Below are 21,726 nucleotides of genomic sequence, written 5' to 3'. Positions count from 1 at the left end.
TAGGATGATCACCCGAACCGTCGCCGTCGGACGACGGGCGAGCGAGTACGGAGGAGTCGTCCCATGCGCCACGTCCCCCTGGGTGATTCGGGCCTTCAGGTGTCCGTCGTCGGCCTCGGCTGCAACAACTTCGGCGGTCGCCTCGACGCCGCCGCCACCCGTTCCGTCGTCGACGCCGCGCTCGACGCGGGCGTCACCTTCCTCGACACCGCCGACATCTACGGCGGGCGCGGCGGCTCCGAGAGCCACCTCGGCCAGGCCCTCAAGGGCCGCCGCGACCGGGTCGTCCTCGCCACCAAGTTCGGCTACGACGGCGTCGACATGGGCTACGGCCCCGCCGTCGGACCGCGCGGCGGACGCGGCTACGTCCGCCACGCCGTGGAGGAGTCCCTGCGCCGCCTGGAGACCGACCACATCGACCTCTACCAGCTGCACAGCCCCGACCCGTCCACCCCGATCGCCGAAACCCTCGGCGCCCTCGGCGAACTCGTCACCGAGGGCAAGGTCCGCGCCATCGGACACTCCAACCTCACCGGCGCGCAGGTCACCGAGGCCGCCGAGGTCGCCGCCGGGATCGGGGCGACCCCCTTCGTCTCGGCCCAGAACGAGTGGTCGCTCCTCAACCGGGCCGTCGAGGGCGACCTCGTTCCCGCCGCCCTGCGCCACGGCCTCGGCGTCCTGCCCTACTTCCCCCTCGCCAACGGCCTGCTCACCGGCAAGATCCGCCGGGGCGCCCCGGTGCCCGCCGGCTCCCGCCTCGAAGGACGCGACTCCTACCTGACCGACGAGCGCCTCGACACCGTCGAAGCCCTGGCCGCGATCGGCGAGAAGCACGGCCGCACCCTGCTGGAACTCGCCATCGGATGGCTGATCGCCCAGCCGGGCTGCGCCTCCGTCATCGCCGGCGCCACCTCCGCCGAGCAGAGCCGGGCCAACGCCGCCGTCGCCGACCGGCCGCTCGACGCCGCACTGCTCGCCGAGATCGACGCCGTCACCCCCTCCGCGTGAACGCCGCGCCGCGCGCGGCCCGGCGCACCTGACGCCCCGGCCCGCACACGGCGAAGCCGTCGGGGAGGTCCGCGACCTCCCCGACGGCTTCGCCGTACGCGCCCCTCCCGGGCGGGGGCCCGCCCTACGACACGATGTCCTTGCGGGCGAACCCGCGGAACGCCAGCGCGAACAGCACCACCGCGTACGAGAACGACACGGCCGCGCCCTTGACCATCCCGCCCCACTCCAGCTGCGGTTGCAGGGCGTCCACCCAGGCGAACTGCCAGTGCGCGGGCAGGAACTCGCGCCACGACCCCAACGCGGTCACCGCGTCCAGGACGTTGCCCACGATGGTCAGGCCGACGGCGCCGCCGACCGCGCCGAGCGGCGCGTCGGTCCGCGTCGACAGCCAGAACGCGAGCCCGGCCGTGACCAGTTGCGACACGAAGACGAAGGCCACGGCCAGCGCCAGGCGCGGCAGCGCGTCCCCGGCGGCCAACTCCCCGCCCGTCGGAAGCCGCAGCGGCCCCCATCCGTACGCGGCCGTACCCGCCGCCAGCGCCACCACCGGCAGCAGCACGATCGCGGCGAGGCTGAACGCCAGCGCCACCACGAGCTTGCTCCACAGCAGCCGCGCCCTCGGCACGGGCGAGGCCAGCAGGTAGCGCAGCGAGGACCAGCCGGCCTCCGAGGCCACCGTGTCCCCGCAGAACAGCGCCACCGGGATCACGAGCAGGAACCCGGCCGACACGAACAGGCAGGTCACCGCGAAGTTCGCGCCGGAGGCCGTCGCCGTGTCGATCATGCTGATCCGGCCGTTGTCCCCGCCGCGGTCGCCGTCGGGTCCGCCGCCCACCGCGAACGCGATGATCATGACGAAGGGGAGCGCGGCCAGTACCCCGGCCATCACCAGCGTCCGGCGCCGGCGCCACTGGCGCAGCGCCTCCACGCGCAGCGGCAGCGTGTGCCCCGCCCGGTAGCCGGGCGCGGTCTCCTGCACGGCGCTCATGCCGTTCCTCCGATCAGGGTGAGGAAGGCGTCCTCCAGCCGTCGGTGGGGTCCCACCGAGGTCACCGGTACCTCCAGCCGTACGAGTGCCACGATCAGCGCGGCGGGCGAGGACCCGTCCAGCCGCACCAGCAGCCCCTCCTCGGCGGCCACCGCCGAGGCCACGCCCTCCAGGGCCGCGACCTTCCGCACGACCGTCTCGTCCACCGGCCCGTCGACGCCCACCAGCAGGGTGTCCCCGCCGCCGGTGATCTCGCCTACCTCGCCCGCCCGCACCAGGCGCCCGCGGTCCATGACCACCAGGTGGGTGCAGGACTGCTCCACCTCCGACAGGAGGTGGCTGGAGACGATGACGGTCCGTCCGCCGGCGGCGTAGCGGATCATCACGTCGCGCATCTCGCGGATCTGCGGCGGGTCCAGACCGTTCGTCGGCTCGTCCAGGATCAGCAGGTCCGGCATGCCCAGCATGGCCTGGGCGATGGCGAGGCGCTGGCGCATGCCCTGCGAGTACGTGCGCACGGCCCGTTCCAGGGCGTCGCCGAGGCCGGCGATCTCCAGGGCCTCGGCCATGTGCGCGTCCTCGGCCGGCCGGCCGGTGGCCTGCCAGTACAGCTCCAGGTTGGCCCGACCCGTCAGGTGCGGCAGGAACCCGGCGCCCTCCACGAAGGCGCCGACCCGCGACAGGACCGGGGCGCCGGGACGGATCGCGTGGCCGAACACCCGGATCTCCCCGGCGTCCGGGGTGATCAGCCCCATCAACATCCGCAGGGTCGTGGTCTTCCCCGCCCCGTTGGGCCCGAGCAGACCGAGCACCTGGCCCTTCTCCACCCGGAAGGACAGGTCGCGCACGGCGTAGCGGTCGCGGGCCTTGGCGTAGCGCTTCGTCAGCCCGGTGATGTCCAGCGGTACGTCGGCCAGCGCGGGGTCGTGGCCCGCCGTGGCCGCCGGTGTCCGCGCCGGTCCCCGGCCCCCGCCGGTGCGGCGGATGCCGAGCAGGGCGGCGGCCAGGGCCACCGCGCCGAGCGGGAGCGCCCAGGTCCAGGCGGGCAGCCCGGCCGGGGCGGACCGTACGCCGTCCGCGACGGGCACCTCCAGCGGGCCCTTCACCGCGACGGTGTAGGAGGCCGGGGCGGCGGGGGAGGCGTAGGCGAGGTCGGTGGCGGCGACCACCAGCTTCAGCCGGTGTCCGGCCTGGACGGCGTGGTCCACGGCCGGCAGCCGCAGCCGCACGGTCCTGCCCGCCGCGGCGTCCTCCACCCGTACCGGGGCCACCAGCTGGTGCGGCAGCACCTGCTGCCGGCCGTCCGGGCCGACGTCGTACACCTTGCCGAACAGCACGGCGGAGCCGTCGGCGGCCGTCGACCTCACGTCGAGGGTGACGGTCGGCGTCCCGGTGATCCGCAGTTCCTCCGTCAGCGGCCGCGACTCGAAGGCGGCGTGCTGCCCGGGGAAGTCCAGGGAGAGCCCGGTGCCGAGCGCCGCGAGCCCACCGCCGATGCCGGGCAGCGAGGAGATGGACGGCGGGGTGCCGCCCGCCGGATTGGCGAAGGTCTGCTCCCGACCCTCCAGGGCGAAGGCCCGGGGGTCGGAGTCGAGTCCGGGGTAGCGGTCGGAACTCGCGCCGCGGACCATGATCCGGCCGTCGGTGGAGTCGATGCCGCCGGTGCGCGAGACCCGGAACGCGGGTCCCGTGTCGACGCCCTCGTCCCCCTTGAGGTGACGGTCGAACCAGGACGCCACGCGGGCCTCGACGCGGTCGGCGTCGCGCATGCCGCCGTCGTGCCCGCCGGCCGCCCAGTCCACGGAGACGGGCGCCCCGTTGGCCGCGATGGCCTTCGCCATGGCGTCGGCCTGGCCCAGCGGGAAGAGGGAGTCGTCCTGGCCCTGCACGATCAGGGTCGGCACCTTGATCCGGTCGGCCACGGCGGAGGGGCTGCGCCGTTCCAGCAGTTCGCGGGCCTCGGCGTCCGGCCTGCCCGCCACCGCGACGCGTTCGTACATGGCGCACAGCGCCGGCTCGAACCGCCCGCAGGCGGCGGCCGGGCCCCGGCCCGAGGCCTCCGCCCGTCCGGGCGGGGCGTCGGCCGGCGGGGCGTCGGCCGGCGCGTCGTCGGGCGCCGTCCGTGCGGGCCCGTCCGTCCGCAGGCCCCCGGTCGCGCCCGTCGTGAAGAAGATCCCGGTCCACAGCTTCTTGAAGACGCCGTCGGGGAAGAGGGAGTCCGCCAGGTTCCAGTAGGTGATCTGCGGGGCGATCGCGTCCACCCGACGGTCGTACCCGGCGGCCAGCAGGGAGACCGCCCCGCCGTAGGAGGCCCCGGCGACGCCGACGCGCGGGTCGCCGTCCGCGTCGAGCCGCACCTCGGGCCGTTTCGCGAGCCAGTCGACCAGCGCGGAGACGTCCTTGACCTCGTGCTCGGGGTCGTTCAGCCCGATCGCCCCGCCGGAGCGGCCGAAACCGCGCGCCGACCAGGTCATGACGGCGTACCCGTCCCGGGCCAGCCGCTCCGCCTGCGCCCGGACGTCCTCCTTGCTGCCGCCGAACCCGTGCCCGAGGAGCACGGCGGGCCGTCGGCCGTCGGCGTCCCCGGCCGCGGCGGCCGTGAAGTAGGAGGTGTCGATGGCGGCGCCGGGCAGGTCGAGGACCTGGTCCTGACGGTGCACCGCCGGGGCTTCCCCGGCGGCCACCGCCGTCCAGGTCCCGGCGCCCGCCAGGACGGCGAGGGCGGCGGCGCCGGAGAGCAGCCGGTCCCGGCGGCGCCGGGGCAGTCGTAGCTTCATACCGGGAACCCTAAGGGTCGGGGTGCCCCGACCCGAGCTCCCTCAGGGGGAGCCCCGCCCCTTCTCCAGGCGTACGCGCCCCGGCCGGCGTACCGCGTTCGTGGTACGCCCGCGCCGGCCCGACCGGTCTGGGGCCGGTCCCCGCCCGGTTCCGGCCGTGTCCCGCCCGCCCGCTCCCGCCCGACCTGCGGGGGCGGCCCGGCGGCGGCAGGATGGGCGGCATGCTGCTGGCCGAGGTCGCCCGCGTGTCCCGGGAGGTCGCCCGTACCTCCGCCCGTTCCCGGAAGGTCGCCCTGCTCGCGGAGGTGTTCGGGGCCGCGCGGGCCGAGGAGGCGGCGCTGGTCGTCGCCTACCTCTCCGGGCGCCTGCCCCAGGGCCGCCCGGGCGTCGGGTGGCGCGCCCTCGCCCCCGAGGTCCCCCCGGCCCCGCGGTCCAGCCTGACCGTGACCGCCGTCGACGCGGCCGTCACGGAGCTGGCCGCCGTCGCCGGCGCGGGCTCCCGCGACGCCCGGCACCGGATCGTGGCCCAGCTGCTCGGCGCCGCCACCGAGGAAGAGCAACGGTTCCTGCGCGGCCTGCTGTCCGGCGAGGTGCGCCAGGGAGCCCTCGACGCCGTGGCCCTGGAAGGGGTGGCCTCCGCCGCCGGGGTGCCCGCCGCCGCGCTGCGCCGGGCCGTCATGCTGGACGGGTCCCTGCCCCGGGTGGCGGCCGCCGCGCTGACGGGGGGAGCGCGGGCGCTGAGCGAGGTGACGCTGCGGGTGGGGCGGCCGGTCCAGCCGATGCTGGCCGGGACGGCCCGGTCCGTGGCCGACGCCCTGGCCGCACTGGGGCCGTGCGCGGTGGAGGAGAAGCTCGACGGGATCCGCGTCCAGGTCCACCGCGAAGGGGACGACGTACGCATCCACACCCGTTCCCTCGACGAGATCACCGACCGGCTCCCCGAAGTGGCCGAACTGGCCCGGAGCCTGCCGGGGGAGCGGTTCATCCTGGACGGGGAGGTCATCGGGGAGCGCCCCGACGGGCGACCCGTGCCCTTCCAGGAGATCGCCTCCCGGGTCGGCTCGCGGGTGGACGTGGCGGCGGCGCGGCGCACCCTGCCGGTGACGGCCTACTTCTTCGACGTGCTCGCGCTCGACGACCGGGTCCTGCTCGACCTGCCCGTCCGCGACCGGTACGCGCGACTGGCCGCACTCGTCCCCGAGGCCTCCCGGGTGCGCCGACTGGTGGTCGAGGACCCGGCGGGGCAGGCGGCCGAGGCCGAGCGGTTCTGGGCGCGGGCGCTGGAACGGGGCCACGAGGGGGTCGTCGTCAAGGCCCTGGACTCCGTCTACGAGGCGGGCCGGCGCGGCAAGCGGTGGCTGAAGGCGAAGCCGGTGCACACGCTGGACCTGGTGGTCCTCGCCGCCGAGCGGGGCCACGGCCGGCGCACCGGGCTGCTGTCGAACCTGCACCTGGGCGCGCGGGCCGCCGACGGCACGTTCGCCATGCTGGGCAAGACCTTCAAGGGGCTCACCGACGAGACGCTGCGGTGGCAGACGCGGCGGCTGGGCGAGCTGGCCGTGGAGGACGACGGGTTCACGGTGCGGGTGCGCCCCGAGCTGGTGGTCGAGATCGCCTACGACGGCCTGCAAAGCTCCTCCCGCTATCCGGCGGGGGTGGCCCTGCGCTTCGCCCGGGTGCTGCGTTACCGCCCGGACAAGAACGCGGACCAGGCGGACACGGTGGAGACGGTGCTGGAGGGCCGAGCGGGCACGGACGGGCGGTGATTTTGCCTCAGAGGCAAGAGAGATTGCCAGGAAGGCAAGACTCTGGCTCAATCGGAGCATGACGTCCCGCCCCGAGGCCCCCACGGGCCCCGCCCCCGACGGCATCCAGGGTACCCGGGCGCCCGACGGCGCCGCCGACGGTCTGCCCGCCGTGGCCCCGCAACTGCGCGAGCTGCGCCGGCGCGCCGGCCTCACCCTGGAGGCCGCCGCCGCCCGCGCCTCCCTCTCGCCGGCACACCTGTCCCGGCTGGAGACCGGCCGGCGCCAGCCCTCGCTGCCCCTGCTGCTCGAACTCGCCCGCACCTACGGCACCACCGTCTCCGAGCTGCTCGGCGAGACCCCGGCCGTCGCCGACCCCATCGTGCGGGCCGGCGGGCCGGGGGCCCGGGAGGCCGACGGATGGACGTACTGGCAGGCCGGCGGCTCCGGACGGGGGATGCAGGCCCTGCGCGTGCACGTCCCGTACGGGGGCGGTCAGGGCGAGCTGGTCCGCGTCCACCCGGGCGAGGAGTGGCTGTACGTGCTCACGGGGCGGCTGCGGCTTCGGCTGGGGGAGACGGAGTCCCTGCTGGAGCCGGGGGACAGCGCGCACTTCGACTCGCTGACGCCGCACCGGATCGGCGCGGCCGAATCCGGCGGGGCCGACCTCCTGTTCGTCCACACGCTGCTCCAGAGCAGCCTCGCCGGGCTGTGCCTCGGCGGAGCCACCACCACGCACCACCGCTGAGCGAGGAGCCGCAACCGTGTCCCAGGCACACGAGACCACGACCCCGACCACGACCCCGAACGAGACCACGACCACGGACGCGGGGGCCGGCGCCGCCGACGGGACCACCGGCGGGCAAGCGGCCCGGCAGACCCTGCTGGGGCGCATCGAGTCGAAGTTCCCGCGCGGGCTGGTGATCCGACTGATCGCCTACCTCTTCGTCGGTCACCTCTTCGCCTTCTTCGTCTACCTCCTGTTCGTGCTCGGCGGCCAGAACCAGTAGGCCTTCGGGTCCCGGGCGGCGCCGGCGTCGGCCCGCCCCACCCACCCGAACACCAGCAGCGAGGCCACCGCCGCGAAGGCGCACCAGGTGGAGGCGAACTCCAGCCGCCACAGCGCCGCGCACAGCGCCGCCCCCACGGCCAGGACGGCGCCCAGCAGCCGCAGGAGGCGGTCCCCGGCGAGCAGCAGCGAGCCGAGCGTGGCGAACAGGTAGCCCGCCACGACCACCGCCGGGTACGGCACGTCCAGGCCGTACCCGATCACCCGCCCCCGGATCTCGGCGGTCACCGGACGCGTGGCCAGGCAGGCCGCGAGGACGGCGGCCGTCAGCAGGCCGACCGCCGCGGGCGGGAGCAGCCGCCGCCGCGTCCGGGGCGCGGCGGCGCACAGCACCGCGAACGGCACCCACACGGCCAGGACCGGCAGGGCGATCACCGCCCACGCGGTGGTGGCGGCGCAGCGCCCGCCGCCCGCGTCCCACACGGCGGCCTCGACCAGCTGGTGCGCCCCGAGCAGCACCGGCACCGCGGCGACCGGCAGGTCGCGGGCCCGTCGGGTCCGGGCCAGGCACACCACTCCCGCGGCGGTGACGATCGTTCCCGCCGTCAGGTCGGCCGTCGCGCTCCAGCACACGCGGCGCCGCCCGCCCTCAGGCCCCGCCGGACCGCGTCGGCGGGGGTTCGGGCGACGGGCGCGGGGGCGCGTCGGGACAGGCTCCGGGCGGCGGTTCCAGGGGCGGCGCGCAGACCGGGCACTGGGTGCGGCAGCGGGCGTGGGGCGCCCCGGGCGCGGGGGTGCGTACGGTCGCCCAGGCCAGGGCCGCGCCGGCCACCAGGGCGCCCGCGCACCAGAGCATGGAGCGACCGAACGCGGCGTCGAAGGCCCCGGGCGCGAGGTAGGCGTCCGGGCCCATGCCCGCCAGCAGCGGCAGGGCCGCCACCGCGAGGAGTCCGGCTGCCCGCGCGGCGGCGTTGTTGATGCCGCTGGCCAGGCCGGCCCGGCCGGGATCGACCGAGGCCAGGACGGTCGCGGTGAGCGGGGCCACCAGGGCCGTCATGCCCGCGCCCATCACCACGAGGGCGGGCAGCACGTCCCGTACGTAGGAGGCGTCCGGTCCCACCCGCAGCATCAGCAGGGTCCCGGCCGCGCACAGCAGGGGACCCACCGTGAGCGGGATCCGGGGGCCGATGCGTTCTCCGAGGGCCGCCGCGCGGGCCGACAGCAGCAGCATCAGGGCGGTGGTCGGCAACAGGGCGGCGCCGGCGCCGAGGGCGGAGTAGCCGGACACCACCTGGAGCTGGAGCACGACGAGGAAGAAGAAGCCGCCGAAGGCCGCGTACACGCAGAGCGTGACCAGGTTGACGGCGGTGAACTGGCGGGACGCGAAGATGTCCGGCGGCACCATGGGGTCGGCGCGGCGCCGTTCCACGAGGACGAAGGCGGCGCCCAGCAGGAGGCCGCAGACGGCCGCCACGGTCACCGACAGGGCTCCGGAGCGGGCCTCGATCAGGGCGTACGTGATCAGCGCCAGGGAGGCCGCGCCGAGGACCGCGCCGGCCACGTCGAAGTGCCCGCGCGCCATCGGATCCCGTGATTCCGGTACGTGGCGCAGGGCGACCGGCACGCACAGCGCGGCCAGCGGCACGTTGAGCAGGAACACCCACCGCCAGCCCGGCCCGTCCACCAGCCAGCCGCCCAGAAAGGGGCCGACGGCCGCCCCGACACCGCCGAACCCCGACCACAGGCCGACCGCCCGGGCCCGGTCGTCGGGGCGGATCGAGCCCTGGATCAGGGCGAGGGAGCCGGGGGTGAGCAGGGCGCCGCCGATGCCCTGGAGGGCGCGGGCGGCGATCAGGACCCCGGCGTTCGGCGCGATCCCGCACAGCAGCGAGCCGGCCGCGAACCACACCACGCCGAGGACGAAGATCCGGCGCCGCCCGTAGCGGTCGCCGAGCGCCCCGCCGACCAGGATGAGCCCGGCGAGGGTCACCAGGTAGGCGTTCACCGTCCACTGGAGCACCGCGAGGTCCGCCCCGAGGTCGCGGCCGATCCGGGGCAGGGCCACGTTGACCACGGTCGAGTCCAGCAGGGCCATGCCCGATCCCAGCACGGTGGTGAACACGATCCACCGGCCGCGGGCGGAGCCGAGCGGGATCCCGGGAGCGGGTGACGTCATCACCCCAGGCTGTCGCGGACCGCCCGGAAGGGCCAGCCGGCGGGCGGGGGAGAGCCGGCGGGCGGGGCCGGCCGGCGGGCGGGGCCGGCCGGCGGGCGGGGCCGGTCGGAGGGGGAGAGCCGGCCGACGGGAGGGGTCGGCCGGCCCGGAAGTGGCTCACGAGGCCCTCTTGTAATGAGCATGGCGCCCACATCACCATGACCGCGCACGTCACCGGGGCCCCGCTCGTTCACGGCTCCGACACCAGTCCCGCACGACCCGCACACGGCGTACGAGGAGACCACACGTGGCAAGACGCGACATCCGACGACGATCCTTACGCACGGCGCTCGCCGCGCTCACCGCGGCCCTGCTCCTGCCCCTCGGCGCCGGCGCGGCCGCCGCCGCGCCCGAACCGGGCCCCTTCCCGAGCGCGGCGGAACGCAAGATCGAACCCGCGCTCCGGGGACAGCTCGAAGGCGACGCCAAGGCCGTCTTCTGGGTCTACCTCGACAGCGCGGCCGACCTCACGCAGGCGCGGGCGCGCCAGACCCGCGAGGCCAAGGCCGAAACCGTGCTGCGCCTGAAGCGGGACCACGCCGACCGCAGCCAGGCCGAACTGCGCAAGGCCCTGGACGGCGCCCGCGCCGAGTACACCCCGTACTGGATCGTCAACGCGGTCCGCGTCGTCGGCACGCAGAAGCTCGCCGGGGCCCTCGCCCAGCGGCCCGAGGTCGCGCGCATCGACGCGGACGACAAGGTCACCCTCCCCGAGCCCGCCGAGGGCACCCGGGAGAAGACCGGCGCCGACGCCGTCGAGTGGAACATCGACCGGATCAAGGCCCCCCAGGTGTGGGACTCTCTCGGGGTGCGCGGCGAGGGCATCGTCGTCGCCAACATCGACAGCGGCGTCGACCACACGCACCCGGCCGTCGCCCGCCAGTACCGCGGACTGCGGGCCGACGGCGGCTACGACCACAACCACAACTGGTTCGACCCGGCCGGCGTCTGCGCCGGGGCCCAGCCCTGCGACAACAACGACCACGGCACCCACACGATGGGCACGATGGTCGGCGACGACGGCGCCGGCAACCGGATCGGCGTCGCCCCCGGCGCCCGCTGGATCGCCGCCAAGGGCTGCGAGACCAACTCCTGCTCCGAGGCCTCCCTCCTCGCCGCCGGCCAGTGGATCGTCGCCCCGACCGACCTGAACGGCCAGAACCCCCGGCCCGACCTCGCCCCGCACATCGTCAACAACTCCTGGGGCAGCTCGGCCCACGACGACTGGTACCGGCAGATCGTCGACACCTGGCGGGCCGCCGGCATCTTCCCCGCCTTCTCCAACGGCAACTCCGGCCCCTCCTGCTCCACCAGCGGGTCCCCCGGCGACTACGCGAGCTCCTACAGCTCCGGCGCCTTCGACGTGAACAACGCCATCGCCTCCTTCTCCTCGCGCGGCGCCGGCCCCGGCGGCATCGTCAAGCCGAACATCGCCGCCCCCGGCGTCAACGTCCGCTCCTCCGTCCCCGGCGGCGCCTACGAGGCCTTCTCCGGCACCTCCATGGCCTCCCCGCACACCGCCGCCACCGTGGCCCTGCTCTGGTCGGCCGCACCCGCCCTCGTCGGTGACGTCGCCCAGACCGAGGCCCTCCTCGACGGCACCGCCCAGGACACCGACAGCGCCCAGTGCGGCGGCACCGCCGCGAAGAACAACGTCTTCGGCGAGGGCCGGCTCGACGCGCTGGCCGCCGTCAACGCCGCACCGCGCGGCTCCGTCGGCGCCCTCGCCGGCACCGTCCGCTCCGAGGACGGCGCCCCCGTCGCCGGCGCCCGCGTCACCGCCGACGGCCCGACCGACCGCACCACGACCACCGCCGCCGACGGCACCTACCGCTTCCCGGCCCTCTCGGTCGGCTCCTACGCCCTGACCGCCGCCAAGTTCGGCTACGGACAGCGCGCCGTGACGGCCGAGGTCACCGAGAACGCCACCGCCACCGGCGACTTCACCCTCACCGCCGCCCCCTCCGGCAAGCTCACCGGCACCGTCTCCACCGCCGCCGGACCGACCGCCGGAGCCTCCGTCACCATCGTCGACACCCCGGTGACGGCGACCACCGACGAGCGGGGCCGCTTCGAGGTCACCCTGCCCCACGGCACCTACGAGATCCGGGCCGGCCACTCCTCGCGCTGCGTCACCACGGGCACGGCCCGCGCCACCGTCGCAGGAGACACCACCGTCGCCGTCGACCTCCCGGAGCGCACCGACGGCTACGGCTACGCCTGCGCCGCCGCGAACGGCCGCCCCTACGCCGCCGGAGACCGACAGCTCGCCCTGACCGGCGACAACACCACCGAGCGCGTCGACCTGCCCTTCCCGCTGCCGCTGTACGGCAAGACGTACGGGCAGGCCTGGATCGGCACCAACGGCACCGTCAGCTTCGGCGGCAACCACACCGCCGACACCAACGCCGACATCCCCGCCACCGGCACGCCCAACGCGGCCCTCTACCCCTTCTGGGACGACCTGGTCGTCGGCGCCGCCGGCAGCGGCTCGGGCGTCTTCACCGCCGTCACCGGCACCGCCCCGCACCGCGCCTACGTCATCGAGTGGCGCGAGGTCTCCCACTGGTCGGCGCAGTCCGACCGCTTCTCCTTCTCCGCCTCCATCGGCGAGGACGGCACCGTCACCTACTCCTACAAGGGCACCGGCGGCACCGGCATCAAGGCCGGCTCCACCGCCACCGTCGGCGTGGAGAACGCCACGGGCACCGACGCCTTCAAGTACTCCTTCAACACCCCCGTCCTCACCGACGGCCTCTCCATCGGCTTCCGCACCACCCGCAGCGGCGTCGTCGCGGGCCGCGTCCTCGACGCCAACGACGGAGCCCCCCTCGCCGGGGCCACCGTCACCGTCGGCACCGGCGACACCGCCGTCTCGGCCGTCACCGCCGCCGACGGCGGCTACGTCGTCCAGAGCCCCTCCGGGGTGCGCACCGTCGCCCTGACCGCCCCGTCCTACGAGGCCGCCCGCGCCGACGTGGACGTCAAGGCGGCCGACGTCACGACCGTCGACCGCGCGCTGCGCACCGGCAAGGTCACCGCCGCCCGCGCGGACGTCGAACTCGTCCTGCCCGCCGGACAGCGCCGCACCCGCACCCTCGACCTCACCAACCCCGGCCTCGGCACCGCGTTCACCGTCGCCGAGGACGCCCCCTGGCTGACGGTCACCCCCGCCGAGGGCACCCTGCCCACCGGCGGCAAGGCGGCCCTCACCCTGACCGCCGACACCACCGGCCTCGCCCCCGGCACGGTGCTCACCACCGGGCTGCGCATCACCTCGGCCAGTGGCCGCGCCCCCGTCCTCACCGTCCCGGTCAAGATCGTGGTCCCGCGCTACCAGGCCGCCCTCGACACCGGATCCGACCAGGCCGGCACCGACGCCCTGGGCGACGCCTGGTCCCCGGACCGCAAGTACACCCCCGGCTCCTACGGCTACCAGGGCAACTCCTCCGTCCGCTCCACCGGACGCGAGATCGCCGGCACCCAGGACCAGAAGCTGCTGCGCAACGCCCGCGAGGGCATGTACGAGTACCGCTTCGACAACGTCCCGAACGGCACCTACACCGTCGAACTCGGCTTCGCCGAACTCTCCTCGACCCGACCCGACAAGCGCGTCTTCGACGTCCTCGCCGAGGGCGTCCAGGTCCTGCCCTCGCTGGACATCGCCCTGGAGGCCGGTTCGTACAAGGCCCTGACCAAGAGCTACACGGTCACGGTCACGGACGGCGCCCTCAACGTCCGCTTCGTCACGCACAACGGCTTCGGCAAGCCGCTGGTCAACTCCCTGCGCGTGACCGACCGGCCTGACCTGCCCCGACCCTGACCCACGACACCGGCGCACGGCCCCCGGGCCGACTGCCGGCGCCGCCCGCCCCCCGGCATTCGGGTGGCGGGCGGCGACTTCGGGCCCGCCCGGCGCGACACGCCCGTCGCGCCGGCCGGGTCGACGTAGCGTGAGGTCCATGACGTCCACGACGCCGCACAGCGATCGGGCCGACCGGATCGAGGCCCTCGTACGGGCCGCCGACCCGTACGCCGTCTGGGCGGAGGGCGGCGCCGACCCCGCCCGCGACGCCCCGCCCACCTCCCCGCCGGGCGCCCCCGACCGCGACACCCCGCAGGACGTCGGCGGGCTGCTGCCGGTCCTCGCCCTCTGGCCCGTCCTCGGCAGTCTGGTCACCCGGGGCGAACTGACCCTGCACACGCCGATCGCCGCCTACGGGCCGCGCCTGGCCGACGGACTGCCCGCCGGAACCACCACCCACCACCTGCTCACCCACGCCGACGGCCCCCCGGCCCTGGCCGCCCTCACCCGCCTCGCCGAGCACCTCGGGGGCAGCCCGCCGACCGCCCTCGCCGCCACCCGGATCTGGGGACCGCTCGGCATGACCGGCACCCGCTTCGACGGGCGGACCCTGCACGCGCCCCCGGCCGACCTCGCCCGCTTCCTGCGCCACCTGCTGTCCACGGCCGACCACCCCATCGCGCGCCGGTGGACCGCCGACTCCCTGCGCATCCGCACCGGCGAACTCACCCCCGCCCGGGGCCTGCTGTGGCACCCCGCCCCCGGCGGGGTCTGGACCCACCACGCCCCGACCCGCACGGGCCCGGCGCTGTGGGTCTCCCCCCGACACGGCCGCTGGGCGGCCCTCCTGCCGGGCGCCGCTCCCGCCGGGCCCGCCGGCTCCGTCGACCCCGCCGCCGGCGCCCGCGCGCGCCCCCTGCGCAACGCCTTCAGGGACGCGGTCTTCCAATCAACCCCGCCCGGGTGAAGCCCTGTTGTACGCTCCCGACACGATGGCGAAGACTTCCTGGAAGAACCCCGACGCACCCTGCCCCACCACCCCCTGGAACGAGGTCGCGCCCGGCCTGTGGATGGGCGGACACGTCTGGAGCGACCCGTCCGGCGAGATCCGGCCGGCCGTCGTCGCCGACGAGTTCGACCTCGTGATCAGCCTGCTCGACCGACCCGGCCACGGACCCGACCCCGGCGTCGAACACCTCCTGGGGGAGATGCCCGACGCACCGCTGACCGTCGCCCAGCTCGAAACCGTCGTCCACCTCGCCCACAGCGCCTCGCGGGCCCTCGACGCGGGCCGCCGCGCCCTCGTGCGCTGCTTCTACGGATACAACCGCTCGGGCCTCGTCGTCGCCCAGTGCCTCGTCGGACGGGGTGCCTCGCCCGCCGACGCCATCGAGACCGTCCGGCGCGAACGCTCGCCCTGGGCCCTGCACAACTCCGTCTTCACCGGCTACCTCACCACCGGCCTGGACACCGCCGCGCTCCTCACGGACCTCGATCCACTCCCGTAGCGCAGTCGGAGCGCGCGCCCCACGGGAGCGACGTACGGTGATCCCGTCGTCGCCGAACGCGGGTGTCCGGCCCCGTCGGGGCCCGCCGGCGGCGCCCCGCCGTCCGCCGCACCACGCGAGGATCCCATGTCCGACGCCGTGACCGCCCTGGCCACCGACCCGGGCGTCGACACGCTCGACGCCCTGTGCCGGGAACTGGCCGACGCCGCCGACGCCGTCGGCGAGGCCTCCCGGTACGCCTCCGCCCTCGCGCTCGGGGCCCGCCTGCCCGCCGCGGCGCTGACCGGAGGGCGCGGCGGCCACCGTCGGGCCTGGCGCACCCTGCTGCGCACCCTCACCGACCCGGCCGGTCTCGGCTGGGCCCCGCGCGGCCGGGGCGTCGCCCGCGCCGGCCGGCTCGTCGGGGTGCTGGCCCACCGCGAGAGCCTCGCGGTGAGCACCGCGGTCTGCGGGCTGCGGGCCAGGATCCGCCTCGCCGCCCTGGAACGCCCCGAACCGCTCGACGACCCGGCCGCCGCCGCCGTGCTGGAGGCGGTCGCCGAAGGACGCCAGGCACAGGCGGCCCGGGCCTTCCGGGCCCTGCTGCGCGAGCGGGGCGGGGCGGAGGCCTTCGCCCTGCTGGCCCCGTCCTTCGCGGACATCCTGGCCTGGCACGCGCTGACCGACGAGAACCCCTTCAACGACCACGCGGGCTGGCAGGTCGCCACCGGCCGGGCCGTGCCCGCCGAGCCGCTCCTCGGGCTCGGGGCCGCCGTACGCTCCCTGTTCGACCGGGGTTCCGGCCCCGGACCGGGCCCCGGACGCGGGGCCGCGGCGGCCGGGCCGCTCCCGGCGGCCGGGCTCGCCGCCGCGCTCGACACCACCGGCACCCTGGCGGGCGCCCTGCGCAACACCGCCCTCCTGGCCGGCGCCGACAGCCTGCTGGTCCAGCGGGTGAAGCGGCCCGGCGCGGGGCCGCTGCACGTCGTACAGCTCGGCGACCGCGACGCCCCGTACGCCGCCGAGGTGGCGCGGGCCCTGCGGCCGGAGGTCCCCTCGGGGGCGGCGGTGGCCCTGGTCGGGCACCGGATGGGCGCCGTCACCGCGATGGACCTGGCCCGGGACCGGGAGTTCACCACCGTCTACGCCGTCACCCACCTGGTCACCACCGGCTCCCCGGCGGACGACCGCGTCCCCCTCGACCCCCGGACCAGGACCGTCCGGGCGGCCGGGCCGGACGCCGCGGCGCTGGAGGGAACCGTGACGGGCACCCGTCTGCTGTCCCTGTCGCCGCCCGCTCCCCCCGACCCGCCCGTCCCGCCCGCCGCGTCCTTTCGGAGGAGCCCGTGAGCCCCTGTCACCGGCTGTGCCCGCCCGGCCCGTCCGACGGGCTGCGCGCCCATTCCGCCGCCCTGCGCTCCCACGCGGGCCGGCTGCGGGCCGGCCTCGCCGCCCTGGACTGGCGGGGCCCGCAGGCCGACGCCTTCCGGGCCGAGGTCACCGCCCTCGCCGACCGCTGCGCCACCGCCGCCGACGGCTTCGCGCTCGCGGCGGCGCAGCTGGACGGGCCCGAACCCCGGCGCCGCTGACCGGCGTGTCCGGCCCGTCCGGCCCGTCCGTCACAGGACGAGCGACAGCAGCATCACGAACCCGAGACCCGTCACGGAGATGATGGTCTCCATCACCGACCAGGTCTTCACGGTCTGGCCGACGCTCATGCCGAAGTACTCCTTCACCAGCCAGAACCCGGCGTCGTTGACGTGGCTGAAGAAGAGCGAGCCCGCGCCGATCGCCAGCACCAGCAGCGCGGTCTGCGCGGTCGGCAGGTCCGTCGCGAGGGGGGCCACCAGGCCGGCGGCCGAGATGGTGGCGACCGTCGCGGAGCCGGTGGCCAGGCGGATGGCCACCGCGATCAGCCAGGCCAGCAGCAGGGTGGGCACCGACCAGTCCTGGGCCAGATCCATGATCATGCGGCCCACGCCCACGTCGATGAGGATCTGCTTGAAGCCGCCGCCCGCGCCCACGATCAGCAGGATGCCCGCGATCGGCGCGAGGGACTTCTCCACGGTGGACGACAGCCGCTCCCGGGTGAATCCGGCGGCCCGGCCGAGGGTGAACATGCCCACGAGGACGGCCGCGAGGAGCGCGATCAGCGGCGATCCGATGACGTCGGTGACCTTCTGGACGCCGTCGGTCGGGTCGTCGACAACGATGTCGACCAGTGCCTTGACCAGCATCAGCGCCACCGGCAGCAGGACGGTGAACACCGTCGCGCCGAACCGGGGCCGCCGTCCGGGCTCCACCTCGGGGCGCCGCGGGACCATGTCCTGCGGTACCGGGACGTCCACCCAGCGGGCGGCGTAGCGGGAGAACAACGGCCCGGCGATGATCACGGTGGGGATGGCGACGAGCACCCCGAGGGCGAGGGTGACGCCCAGGTTCGCGTCGAGCGCGTCGATGGCGACGAGCGGGCCGGGGTGCGGCGGGATCAGCCCGTGCATGACCGAGAGGCCGGCGAGCGCGGGGATGCCGATCCGCATCAGCGAGTAGTTCCCGCGCTTGGCCACCATCAGCACCACCGGGATCAGCAGGACGATGCCGACCTCGAAGAAGAGCGGCAGCCCGATCACCGAGGCGATGAGCACCATCGCCCAGGGCATGGCGCGGCCCTTGGCCCGGGCCAGGATGGTGTCGACGATCTCGTCGGCGCCGCCGGAGTCCGCGAGGAGCCGGCCCAGGATCGCGCCGAGGGCGATGAGCACGCCGACGCCCGCCACCGTGGAGCCGAGGCCGGTGGTGAAGCTCGCGATCGTCTTGCCGAGCGGGGCGCCCGCGAGGGACCCGAGGGCGAGCGAGCCCACCGTCAGGGCCAGGAAGGCGTGCATCTTGAGGCGGGTGATGAGCAGGACGATGACGGCGATGCCCGTCAGGACGGCGAAGCCCAGTCGGCCGTCGCCGGCCGAGGTGATGGGGGCGGGGGCGGCTGCCGCCAGCTGCTGGACTGTCTCGACGCTGAGACCGGTCACGGTGGTGCTTCCTTTCACGGACGGGGGGTTCGGGGCCCGGTCTGCGGGGTGGGCGCGGGCGCGCCCGGCGTCCGCGGGGCGCGCAGGGCCGCGAGGGCCCGGGCGGTGATCTCCCGCGGGGTGCCGCCGACGTCGACCGCGACGCCGCGTTCGTCCGCGCCGAGGGGTTCGAGCGTGGCGAACTGGGAGTCGAGCAGGGAGGTCGGCATGAAGTGGCCCGTGCGGGCCGCCATCCGCCCCTCGATCAGCTCCCGGTCCCCGGTGAGGTGGACGAACACCGCCGCGGGGGCCGTACGGCGCAGCCGGTCGCGGTAGGCGCGCTTGAGGCAGGAGGCGGCGACCACGCCGCCGCCCTGCCCGGACCGGTCGAGGATCCACGCGGCGATGGCGTCGAGCCACGGCCGCCGGTCGGCGTCGTCCAGCGGGGTGCCGGCCGACATCTTGGCCACGTTGGCCGGCGGATGGAAGGCGTCGCCCTCCGCGTAGGGGAGACCGAGCGCCTCCGCGAGCAGCCGGCCCACGGTCGTCTTGCCCGTGCCGGCCACACCCATCACCACGATGACGCGCTGGGAGCTCACGTCGTACCTCGCTGTCCTCGTCGACACCGTCCGGGGGAAAGCCCCGGGGGAGCACCACTGAAGCCTATTAAGTACTACTTATTCAAGGGGTAGACGGTAAAACATCACACCTTTTGGCCATCCGTGCGTCACCGTACGCTTACGCCATGACCACCGAAGGCAGTCCGGGCCAAGGACTCCACTCCCAGGTGCTGGACACCCTCGGCCTCGCGATCACCGCCGGCGAGCACCCCCCGGGCAGCGTCCTGCGCACCGACGAGATCGCCGAGCGCTTCGACGCCTCGCGCACCGTCGTCCGCGAGGTCGTCCGCGTCCTCGAATCGATGCAGCTCGTGGAATCGCGCCGGCGCGTGGGCGTCACCGTCCGCCCCGCCGACGAGTGGAACGTCTACGACCCCCGCGTCATCCGCTGGCGGCTCGCCGGCGCCGACCGCCCCCGCCAACTGCGCTCCCTGACCGTCCTGCGGTCCGCGGTCGAACCCGTCGCCGCCGGTCTCGCCGCCGCCCGCGCCACCCCCGAACAGTGCGCCCGCCTCACCGAGGCGGCCCTCGGCATGGTCCGCACCTCGCGCGGCCACCAACTGGAGGGCTACCTCCACCACGACATCGACTTCCACCGCACCGTGCTGAACGCCTCCGGCAACGAGATGTTCGCCCGACTGGGCGATGTCGTCGCCGAGGTGCTCACCGGCCGCACCGCGCACGCCGTCATGTTCCACGACCCCGACCCCGCCGCCGTCACCCTCCACGTCCGGGTCGCCGAAGCCGTCCGCGAGGGCGACGCCGCCCGCGCCGAGGCCCTGACCCGGCAGATCGCGCTCGGCGCCCTGGAGGAACTCGACGTCCTCGCCCCGTAGCCCGTGCCCACCGGGCGGGGCACCGGCGCCGACTCCCCGCCGCCCCGCCCGTCCGGTCCGGGGCGACGCGGTGCCCGCCACCCGCGCCCGTACGCCACACTGGGGCCCGTGCTGGGACATGCCGGGCAGACCCCGGGCGCGGGAACCTCCTTCGTGGGGCGCGAAGACGAACTGGCCGCCCTGCGGACGGCCTTGGACGAACGACGACTGATCACCCTGACCGGCCCCGGCGGAGTCGGCAAGACCCGCCTCGCCCGGCAGGCCCTGACGGCCGCCGCCGGCCCCACCGGTCCCTTCCCCGAGGGCATCCACTGGGCCGACCTCTCCCCCCTGCCCGACGGGGCGCTGCTGCTCGACACCGTCGCCGACGCCCTCGACCTCGCCGACCACACCTCCCGCAGCCTCGCCGAAGCCGTCCGCGACTGGATCGGCGACCGCAGGGTGCTCCTCGTGCTCGACTGCTGCGAACACCTCACCGACGCCGTACGGGACCTGGTCGGCGCGCTCCTGGACCGCGCCCCGCGCCTGGTGCTCCTGCTGACCAGCCGCGAGCCGCTCGGCCTCGCCGCCGAACACGTCCTGGACCTGGGCCCGCTGCCGTACGCCCCGCACGCCTACGAGGCCCTCGCGCTGTTCACCGCCCGCGCCCGGGCCGTCCGCCCCGCCATGGGGCCGCCGTGGACCCCCGCCCACCTCGCCGCGGCCCGCGCGATCTGCGCACGCCTCGAAGGGGTCCCCCTCGCGTTGGAACTGGCCGCCGCCCAGTTGACGGACCACACCGTCGAGGAACTCGCCGACCGCCTCACCCGGCGCATCGGCGCGCTCCCCGGCCCACCCGACGCGCGACCGCCCCGCCACCGGGCCCTGCGCACCGCCATCGGCTGGAGCCACGAATGGTGCACCCCGCGCGAACGGCTCCTGTGGCTGCGGCTCTCCGTCTTCGGAGGCGCCTTCGACGAGCGCGCCGCACGCGCCGTGTGCTCCGCGCCGCCGCTCGCCCCGGACGAGGTACCGGCCCTGCTGGAGGCGCTCGTCGCCAAGTCGGTCGTCCGCCGCACCGGGCCCCCGGGCACCCACCGGATGCTCGACACCATCCGGGAGTACGGCGCCCTGTGGCGGGACGAGGCCGGGGAGACCGACGCCCTGCGCGACCGGCACGCGGCGTACTTCCTCGACCTGGTCCGCGCGGCCGAACGGGACTGGCTCGGACCCCGCCAGCGCGAGGTCTACCGGCGGATCGCCGCCGGCCACGGCGACATCTGCGCCGCCCTCGACCACCACCTGGCCACCGACCCCGCCCGGGCCGTCGAACTCGCGGGCCGCGTCGGCTTCTTCTGGGCCTGCTGCGGCCACCTGCACACCGCGCGCGCCTACCTGGAACGGGCCCTGGCCGCCGCCGATCCCCGGGAGGTGGACGCCGCCGGCCGACTGCGCGCCCTGTGGGCCCTCGGCGTGGCCCTGGTGCTCCAGAGCCGCCAGGACGAGGCCCACCGGATCGCCGTCGGCTGCGAAGCCCTGGTCCGGGCGCGCAGTGACCTCGGACTCGACGCCGTCCTCGACGCCGCGTACCTGCTCGGCCTCAGCCACCTCGTGGCCGGCCGCCCCCTCGCCGCCCGGTCCATGGCCGACCACGTCCTCGAAACCCACCCCGCCGAACCCTTCGACTCCGCCCCGCGGATGCGCTGCCACCTGCTGCGGGTCTTCGCCCTGACCGGCATGGGCCTGTTCGGCGACGCCCGCGCCGAGGCGGAGGAACTGCGCGCCGGCTGCGTGAGCCGCCAGGAGTACTGGATCCGCTCCTACATCGACTACCAACTGGCGCTGATCAGCCTCTTCGAGGGGCGCCCCGCGGAGTCCGCCGGGCACGCCCGGGCCATGCTGGAGAGCAAGAGGGAACTGCGCGAGACCTTCGGCACCGCCCTCGCCTTCGACGTCCTCGCGAGCGCCCGGGCCGCAGCCGGCGACGGGACGGGCGCCGCGCACGCCTTCGGCGCCGGCCACGCCTACTGGGGGGCGGTCGGCCACGCCCTGCGCGGCACCCCGGAACTGGGCCCCGTACGCGAGGAGTTCGAACGCGCGGCCCGCCGCGCCCTGGGCGAGCGGGCGTACGAGGCCGCCTTCCAGGAGGGCGTCCGCCACGGCCACGCCCAACGCGCCGAGGCCGCCCCCACCCCCCCCCCAAACCCCCCCCCCCCCCCGGGGGGCGGGGGGGGCCGCGGCCCGGCCCC

Annotated in this window: 17 protein-coding genes; 11 read left to right on the top strand and 6 right to left on the bottom strand. The window is 75.8% G+C overall.

Annotated features, from left to right (window positions below):
- Positions 1 to 63: 63 nt before the first annotated feature.
- Complete coding sequence (locus AB0D01_RS27095; protein WP_363059644.1) at positions 64 to 1,008, top strand: aldo/keto reductase; 945 nt, start codon at positions 64 to 66, stop codon at positions 1,006 to 1,008.
- A gap of 124 nt (positions 1,009 to 1,132) precedes the next feature.
- Here the strand turns inward: AB0D01_RS27095 and AB0D01_RS27090 are convergent, their stop codons facing one another.
- Together AB0D01_RS27090 and AB0D01_RS27085 are read right to left on the bottom strand one after the other, a co-directional pair.
- The gene (locus tag AB0D01_RS27090; protein ID WP_363059642.1) at positions 1,133 to 1,999 is read right to left on the bottom strand and encodes an ABC transporter permease; all 867 of its coding nucleotides are present in this window, start codon (positions 1,997 to 1,999) and stop codon (positions 1,133 to 1,135) included.
- Positions 1,996 to 4,776 (bottom strand): CocE/NonD family hydrolase, encoded by a 2,781-nt coding sequence (locus tag AB0D01_RS27085; RefSeq protein WP_363059640.1) that lies wholly within the window; start codon positions 4,774 to 4,776, stop codon positions 1,996 to 1,998. Before AB0D01_RS27085 ends, AB0D01_RS27090 begins: the two co-directional genes overlap by 4 nt.
- A gap of 221 nt (positions 4,777 to 4,997) precedes the next feature.
- Between AB0D01_RS27085 and AB0D01_RS27080 the strand changes: the two genes are divergently transcribed.
- The 3 genes from AB0D01_RS27080 (at position 4,998) to AB0D01_RS27070 (ending at position 7,531) form a co-directional block, all read left to right on the top strand.
- Complete coding sequence (locus AB0D01_RS27080; protein ID WP_363059638.1) at positions 4,998 to 6,542, top strand: ATP-dependent DNA ligase; 1,545 nt, start codon at positions 4,998 to 5,000, stop codon at positions 6,540 to 6,542.
- A 58-nt stretch (positions 6,543 to 6,600) separates the two neighbouring features.
- Positions 6,601 to 7,269 carry an XRE family transcriptional regulator gene (locus AB0D01_RS27075; RefSeq protein WP_363059636.1) on the top strand — a complete coding sequence of 223 codons (669 nt, stop codon included), beginning with the start codon at positions 6,601 to 6,603 and terminating at the stop codon, positions 7,267 to 7,269.
- A 133-nt stretch (positions 7,270 to 7,402) separates the two neighbouring features.
- Positions 7,403 to 7,531 (top strand): DUF6126 family protein, encoded by a 129-nt coding sequence (locus AB0D01_RS27070; protein WP_363059811.1) that lies wholly within the window; start codon positions 7,403 to 7,405, stop codon positions 7,529 to 7,531.
- On the opposite strand, the gene AB0D01_RS27065 is transcribed toward AB0D01_RS27070, so the two are convergent.
- Together AB0D01_RS27065 and AB0D01_RS27060 are read right to left on the bottom strand one after the other, a co-directional pair.
- Complete coding sequence (locus AB0D01_RS27065; protein WP_363059634.1) at positions 7,495 to 8,163, bottom strand: DUF6629 family protein; 669 nt, start codon at positions 8,161 to 8,163, stop codon at positions 7,495 to 7,497. The two genes, AB0D01_RS27070 and AB0D01_RS27065, sit on opposite strands and share 37 nt — an antisense overlap.
- Before the next feature lie 16 nt (positions 8,164 to 8,179).
- Positions 8,180 to 9,706: an MFS transporter gene (locus tag AB0D01_RS27060; protein ID WP_363059632.1), complete on the bottom strand. Its 1,527-nt coding sequence runs from the start codon at positions 9,704 to 9,706 to the stop codon at positions 8,180 to 8,182.
- A gap of 286 nt (positions 9,707 to 9,992) precedes the next feature.
- Here AB0D01_RS27060 and AB0D01_RS27055 point away from each other — a divergent pair, with 286 nt between their 5' ends.
- From AB0D01_RS27055 to AB0D01_RS27035, 5 genes are all read left to right on the top strand, one after another.
- On the top strand, positions 9,993 to 13,568 hold the full coding sequence (locus tag AB0D01_RS27055; RefSeq protein WP_363059630.1) for a S8 family serine peptidase: 3,576 nt from the start codon (positions 9,993 to 9,995) through the stop codon (positions 13,566 to 13,568).
- A 139-nt stretch (positions 13,569 to 13,707) separates the two neighbouring features.
- Complete coding sequence (locus AB0D01_RS27050) at positions 13,708 to 14,517, top strand: hypothetical protein (RefSeq protein ID WP_363059628.1); 810 nt, start codon at positions 13,708 to 13,710, stop codon at positions 14,515 to 14,517.
- Positions 14,518 to 14,542: 25 nt separating this feature from the next.
- Positions 14,543 to 15,058 (top strand): protein phosphatase, encoded by a 516-nt coding sequence (locus tag AB0D01_RS27045; protein ID WP_363059626.1) that lies wholly within the window; start codon positions 14,543 to 14,545, stop codon positions 15,056 to 15,058.
- 126 nt (positions 15,059 to 15,184) lie between these two features.
- Positions 15,185 to 16,387, top strand: a complete 1,203-nt coding sequence (locus AB0D01_RS27040) for a hypothetical protein (RefSeq protein WP_363059624.1) — start codon at positions 15,185 to 15,187, stop codon at positions 16,385 to 16,387.
- Positions 16,384 to 16,626 (top strand): hypothetical protein, encoded by a 243-nt coding sequence (locus AB0D01_RS27035; protein WP_363059622.1) that lies wholly within the window; start codon positions 16,384 to 16,386, stop codon positions 16,624 to 16,626. The genes AB0D01_RS27040 and AB0D01_RS27035 overlap by 4 nt, the downstream gene beginning before the upstream one ends.
- Positions 16,627 to 16,656: 30 nt before the next feature.
- On the opposite strand, the gene AB0D01_RS27030 is transcribed toward AB0D01_RS27035, so the two are convergent.
- Together AB0D01_RS27030 and AB0D01_RS27025 are read right to left on the bottom strand one after the other, a co-directional pair.
- Complete coding sequence (locus tag AB0D01_RS27030; protein ID WP_363059620.1) at positions 16,657 to 18,063, bottom strand: gluconate:H+ symporter; 1,407 nt, start codon at positions 18,061 to 18,063, stop codon at positions 16,657 to 16,659.
- A gap of 14 nt (positions 18,064 to 18,077) precedes the next feature.
- Complete coding sequence (locus tag AB0D01_RS27025; protein ID WP_363059618.1) at positions 18,078 to 18,641, bottom strand: gluconokinase; 564 nt, start codon at positions 18,639 to 18,641, stop codon at positions 18,078 to 18,080.
- A 146-nt stretch (positions 18,642 to 18,787) separates the two neighbouring features.
- On the opposite strand from AB0D01_RS27025, the gene AB0D01_RS27020 reads away from it, so the two are divergent.
- The gene (locus AB0D01_RS27020) at positions 18,788 to 19,498 is read left to right on the top strand and encodes an FCD domain-containing protein (RefSeq protein WP_363059616.1); all 711 of its coding nucleotides are present in this window, start codon (positions 18,788 to 18,790) and stop codon (positions 19,496 to 19,498) included.
- Between the two features lie 108 nt (positions 19,499 to 19,606).
- A partial coding sequence (locus AB0D01_RS27015) for an AAA family ATPase (protein ID WP_363059614.1) occupies positions 19,607 to 21,726 on the top strand: 2,120 nt, incomplete at its 3' end.

This window comes from Streptomyces sp. NPDC048606 (assembly GCF_040650855.1).
Classification (GTDB): domain Bacteria; phylum Actinomycetota; class Actinomycetes; order Streptomycetales; family Streptomycetaceae; genus Streptomyces.
This window is presented reverse-complemented; position numbering and strand designations above follow the sequence as displayed.

Excerpts from the sequence above, each read along its gene's own strand:
- AB0D01_RS27020 (WP_363059616.1), top strand. The coding sequence starts at position 18,788 with ATGACCACCGAAGGCAGTCCGGGCCAAGGACTCCACTCCCAGGTGCTG.
- AB0D01_RS27040 (WP_363059624.1), top strand. The coding sequence starts at position 15,185 with ATGTCCGACGCCGTGACCGCCCTGGCCACCGACCCGGGCGTCGACACG.
- AB0D01_RS27050 (WP_363059628.1), top strand. The coding sequence starts at position 13,708 with ATGACGTCCACGACGCCGCACAGCGATCGGGCCGACCGGATCGAGGCC.
- AB0D01_RS27085 (WP_363059640.1), bottom strand. The coding sequence starts at position 4,776 with ATGAAGCTACGACTGCCCCGGCGCCGCCGGGACCGGCTGCTCTCCGGC.
- AB0D01_RS27045 (WP_363059626.1), top strand. The coding sequence starts at position 14,543 with ATGGCGAAGACTTCCTGGAAGAACCCCGACGCACCCTGCCCCACCACC.
- AB0D01_RS27095 (WP_363059644.1), top strand. The coding sequence starts at position 64 with ATGCGCCACGTCCCCCTGGGTGATTCGGGCCTTCAGGTGTCCGTCGTC.
- AB0D01_RS27060 (WP_363059632.1), bottom strand. The coding sequence starts at position 9,706 with ATGACGTCACCCGCTCCCGGGATCCCGCTCGGCTCCGCCCGCGGCCGG.
- AB0D01_RS27075 (WP_363059636.1), top strand. The coding sequence starts at position 6,601 with ATGACGTCCCGCCCCGAGGCCCCCACGGGCCCCGCCCCCGACGGCATC.
- AB0D01_RS27090 (WP_363059642.1), bottom strand. The coding sequence starts at position 1,999 with ATGAGCGCCGTGCAGGAGACCGCGCCCGGCTACCGGGCGGGGCACACG.
- AB0D01_RS27080 (WP_363059638.1), top strand. The coding sequence starts at position 4,998 with ATGCTGCTGGCCGAGGTCGCCCGCGTGTCCCGGGAGGTCGCCCGTACC.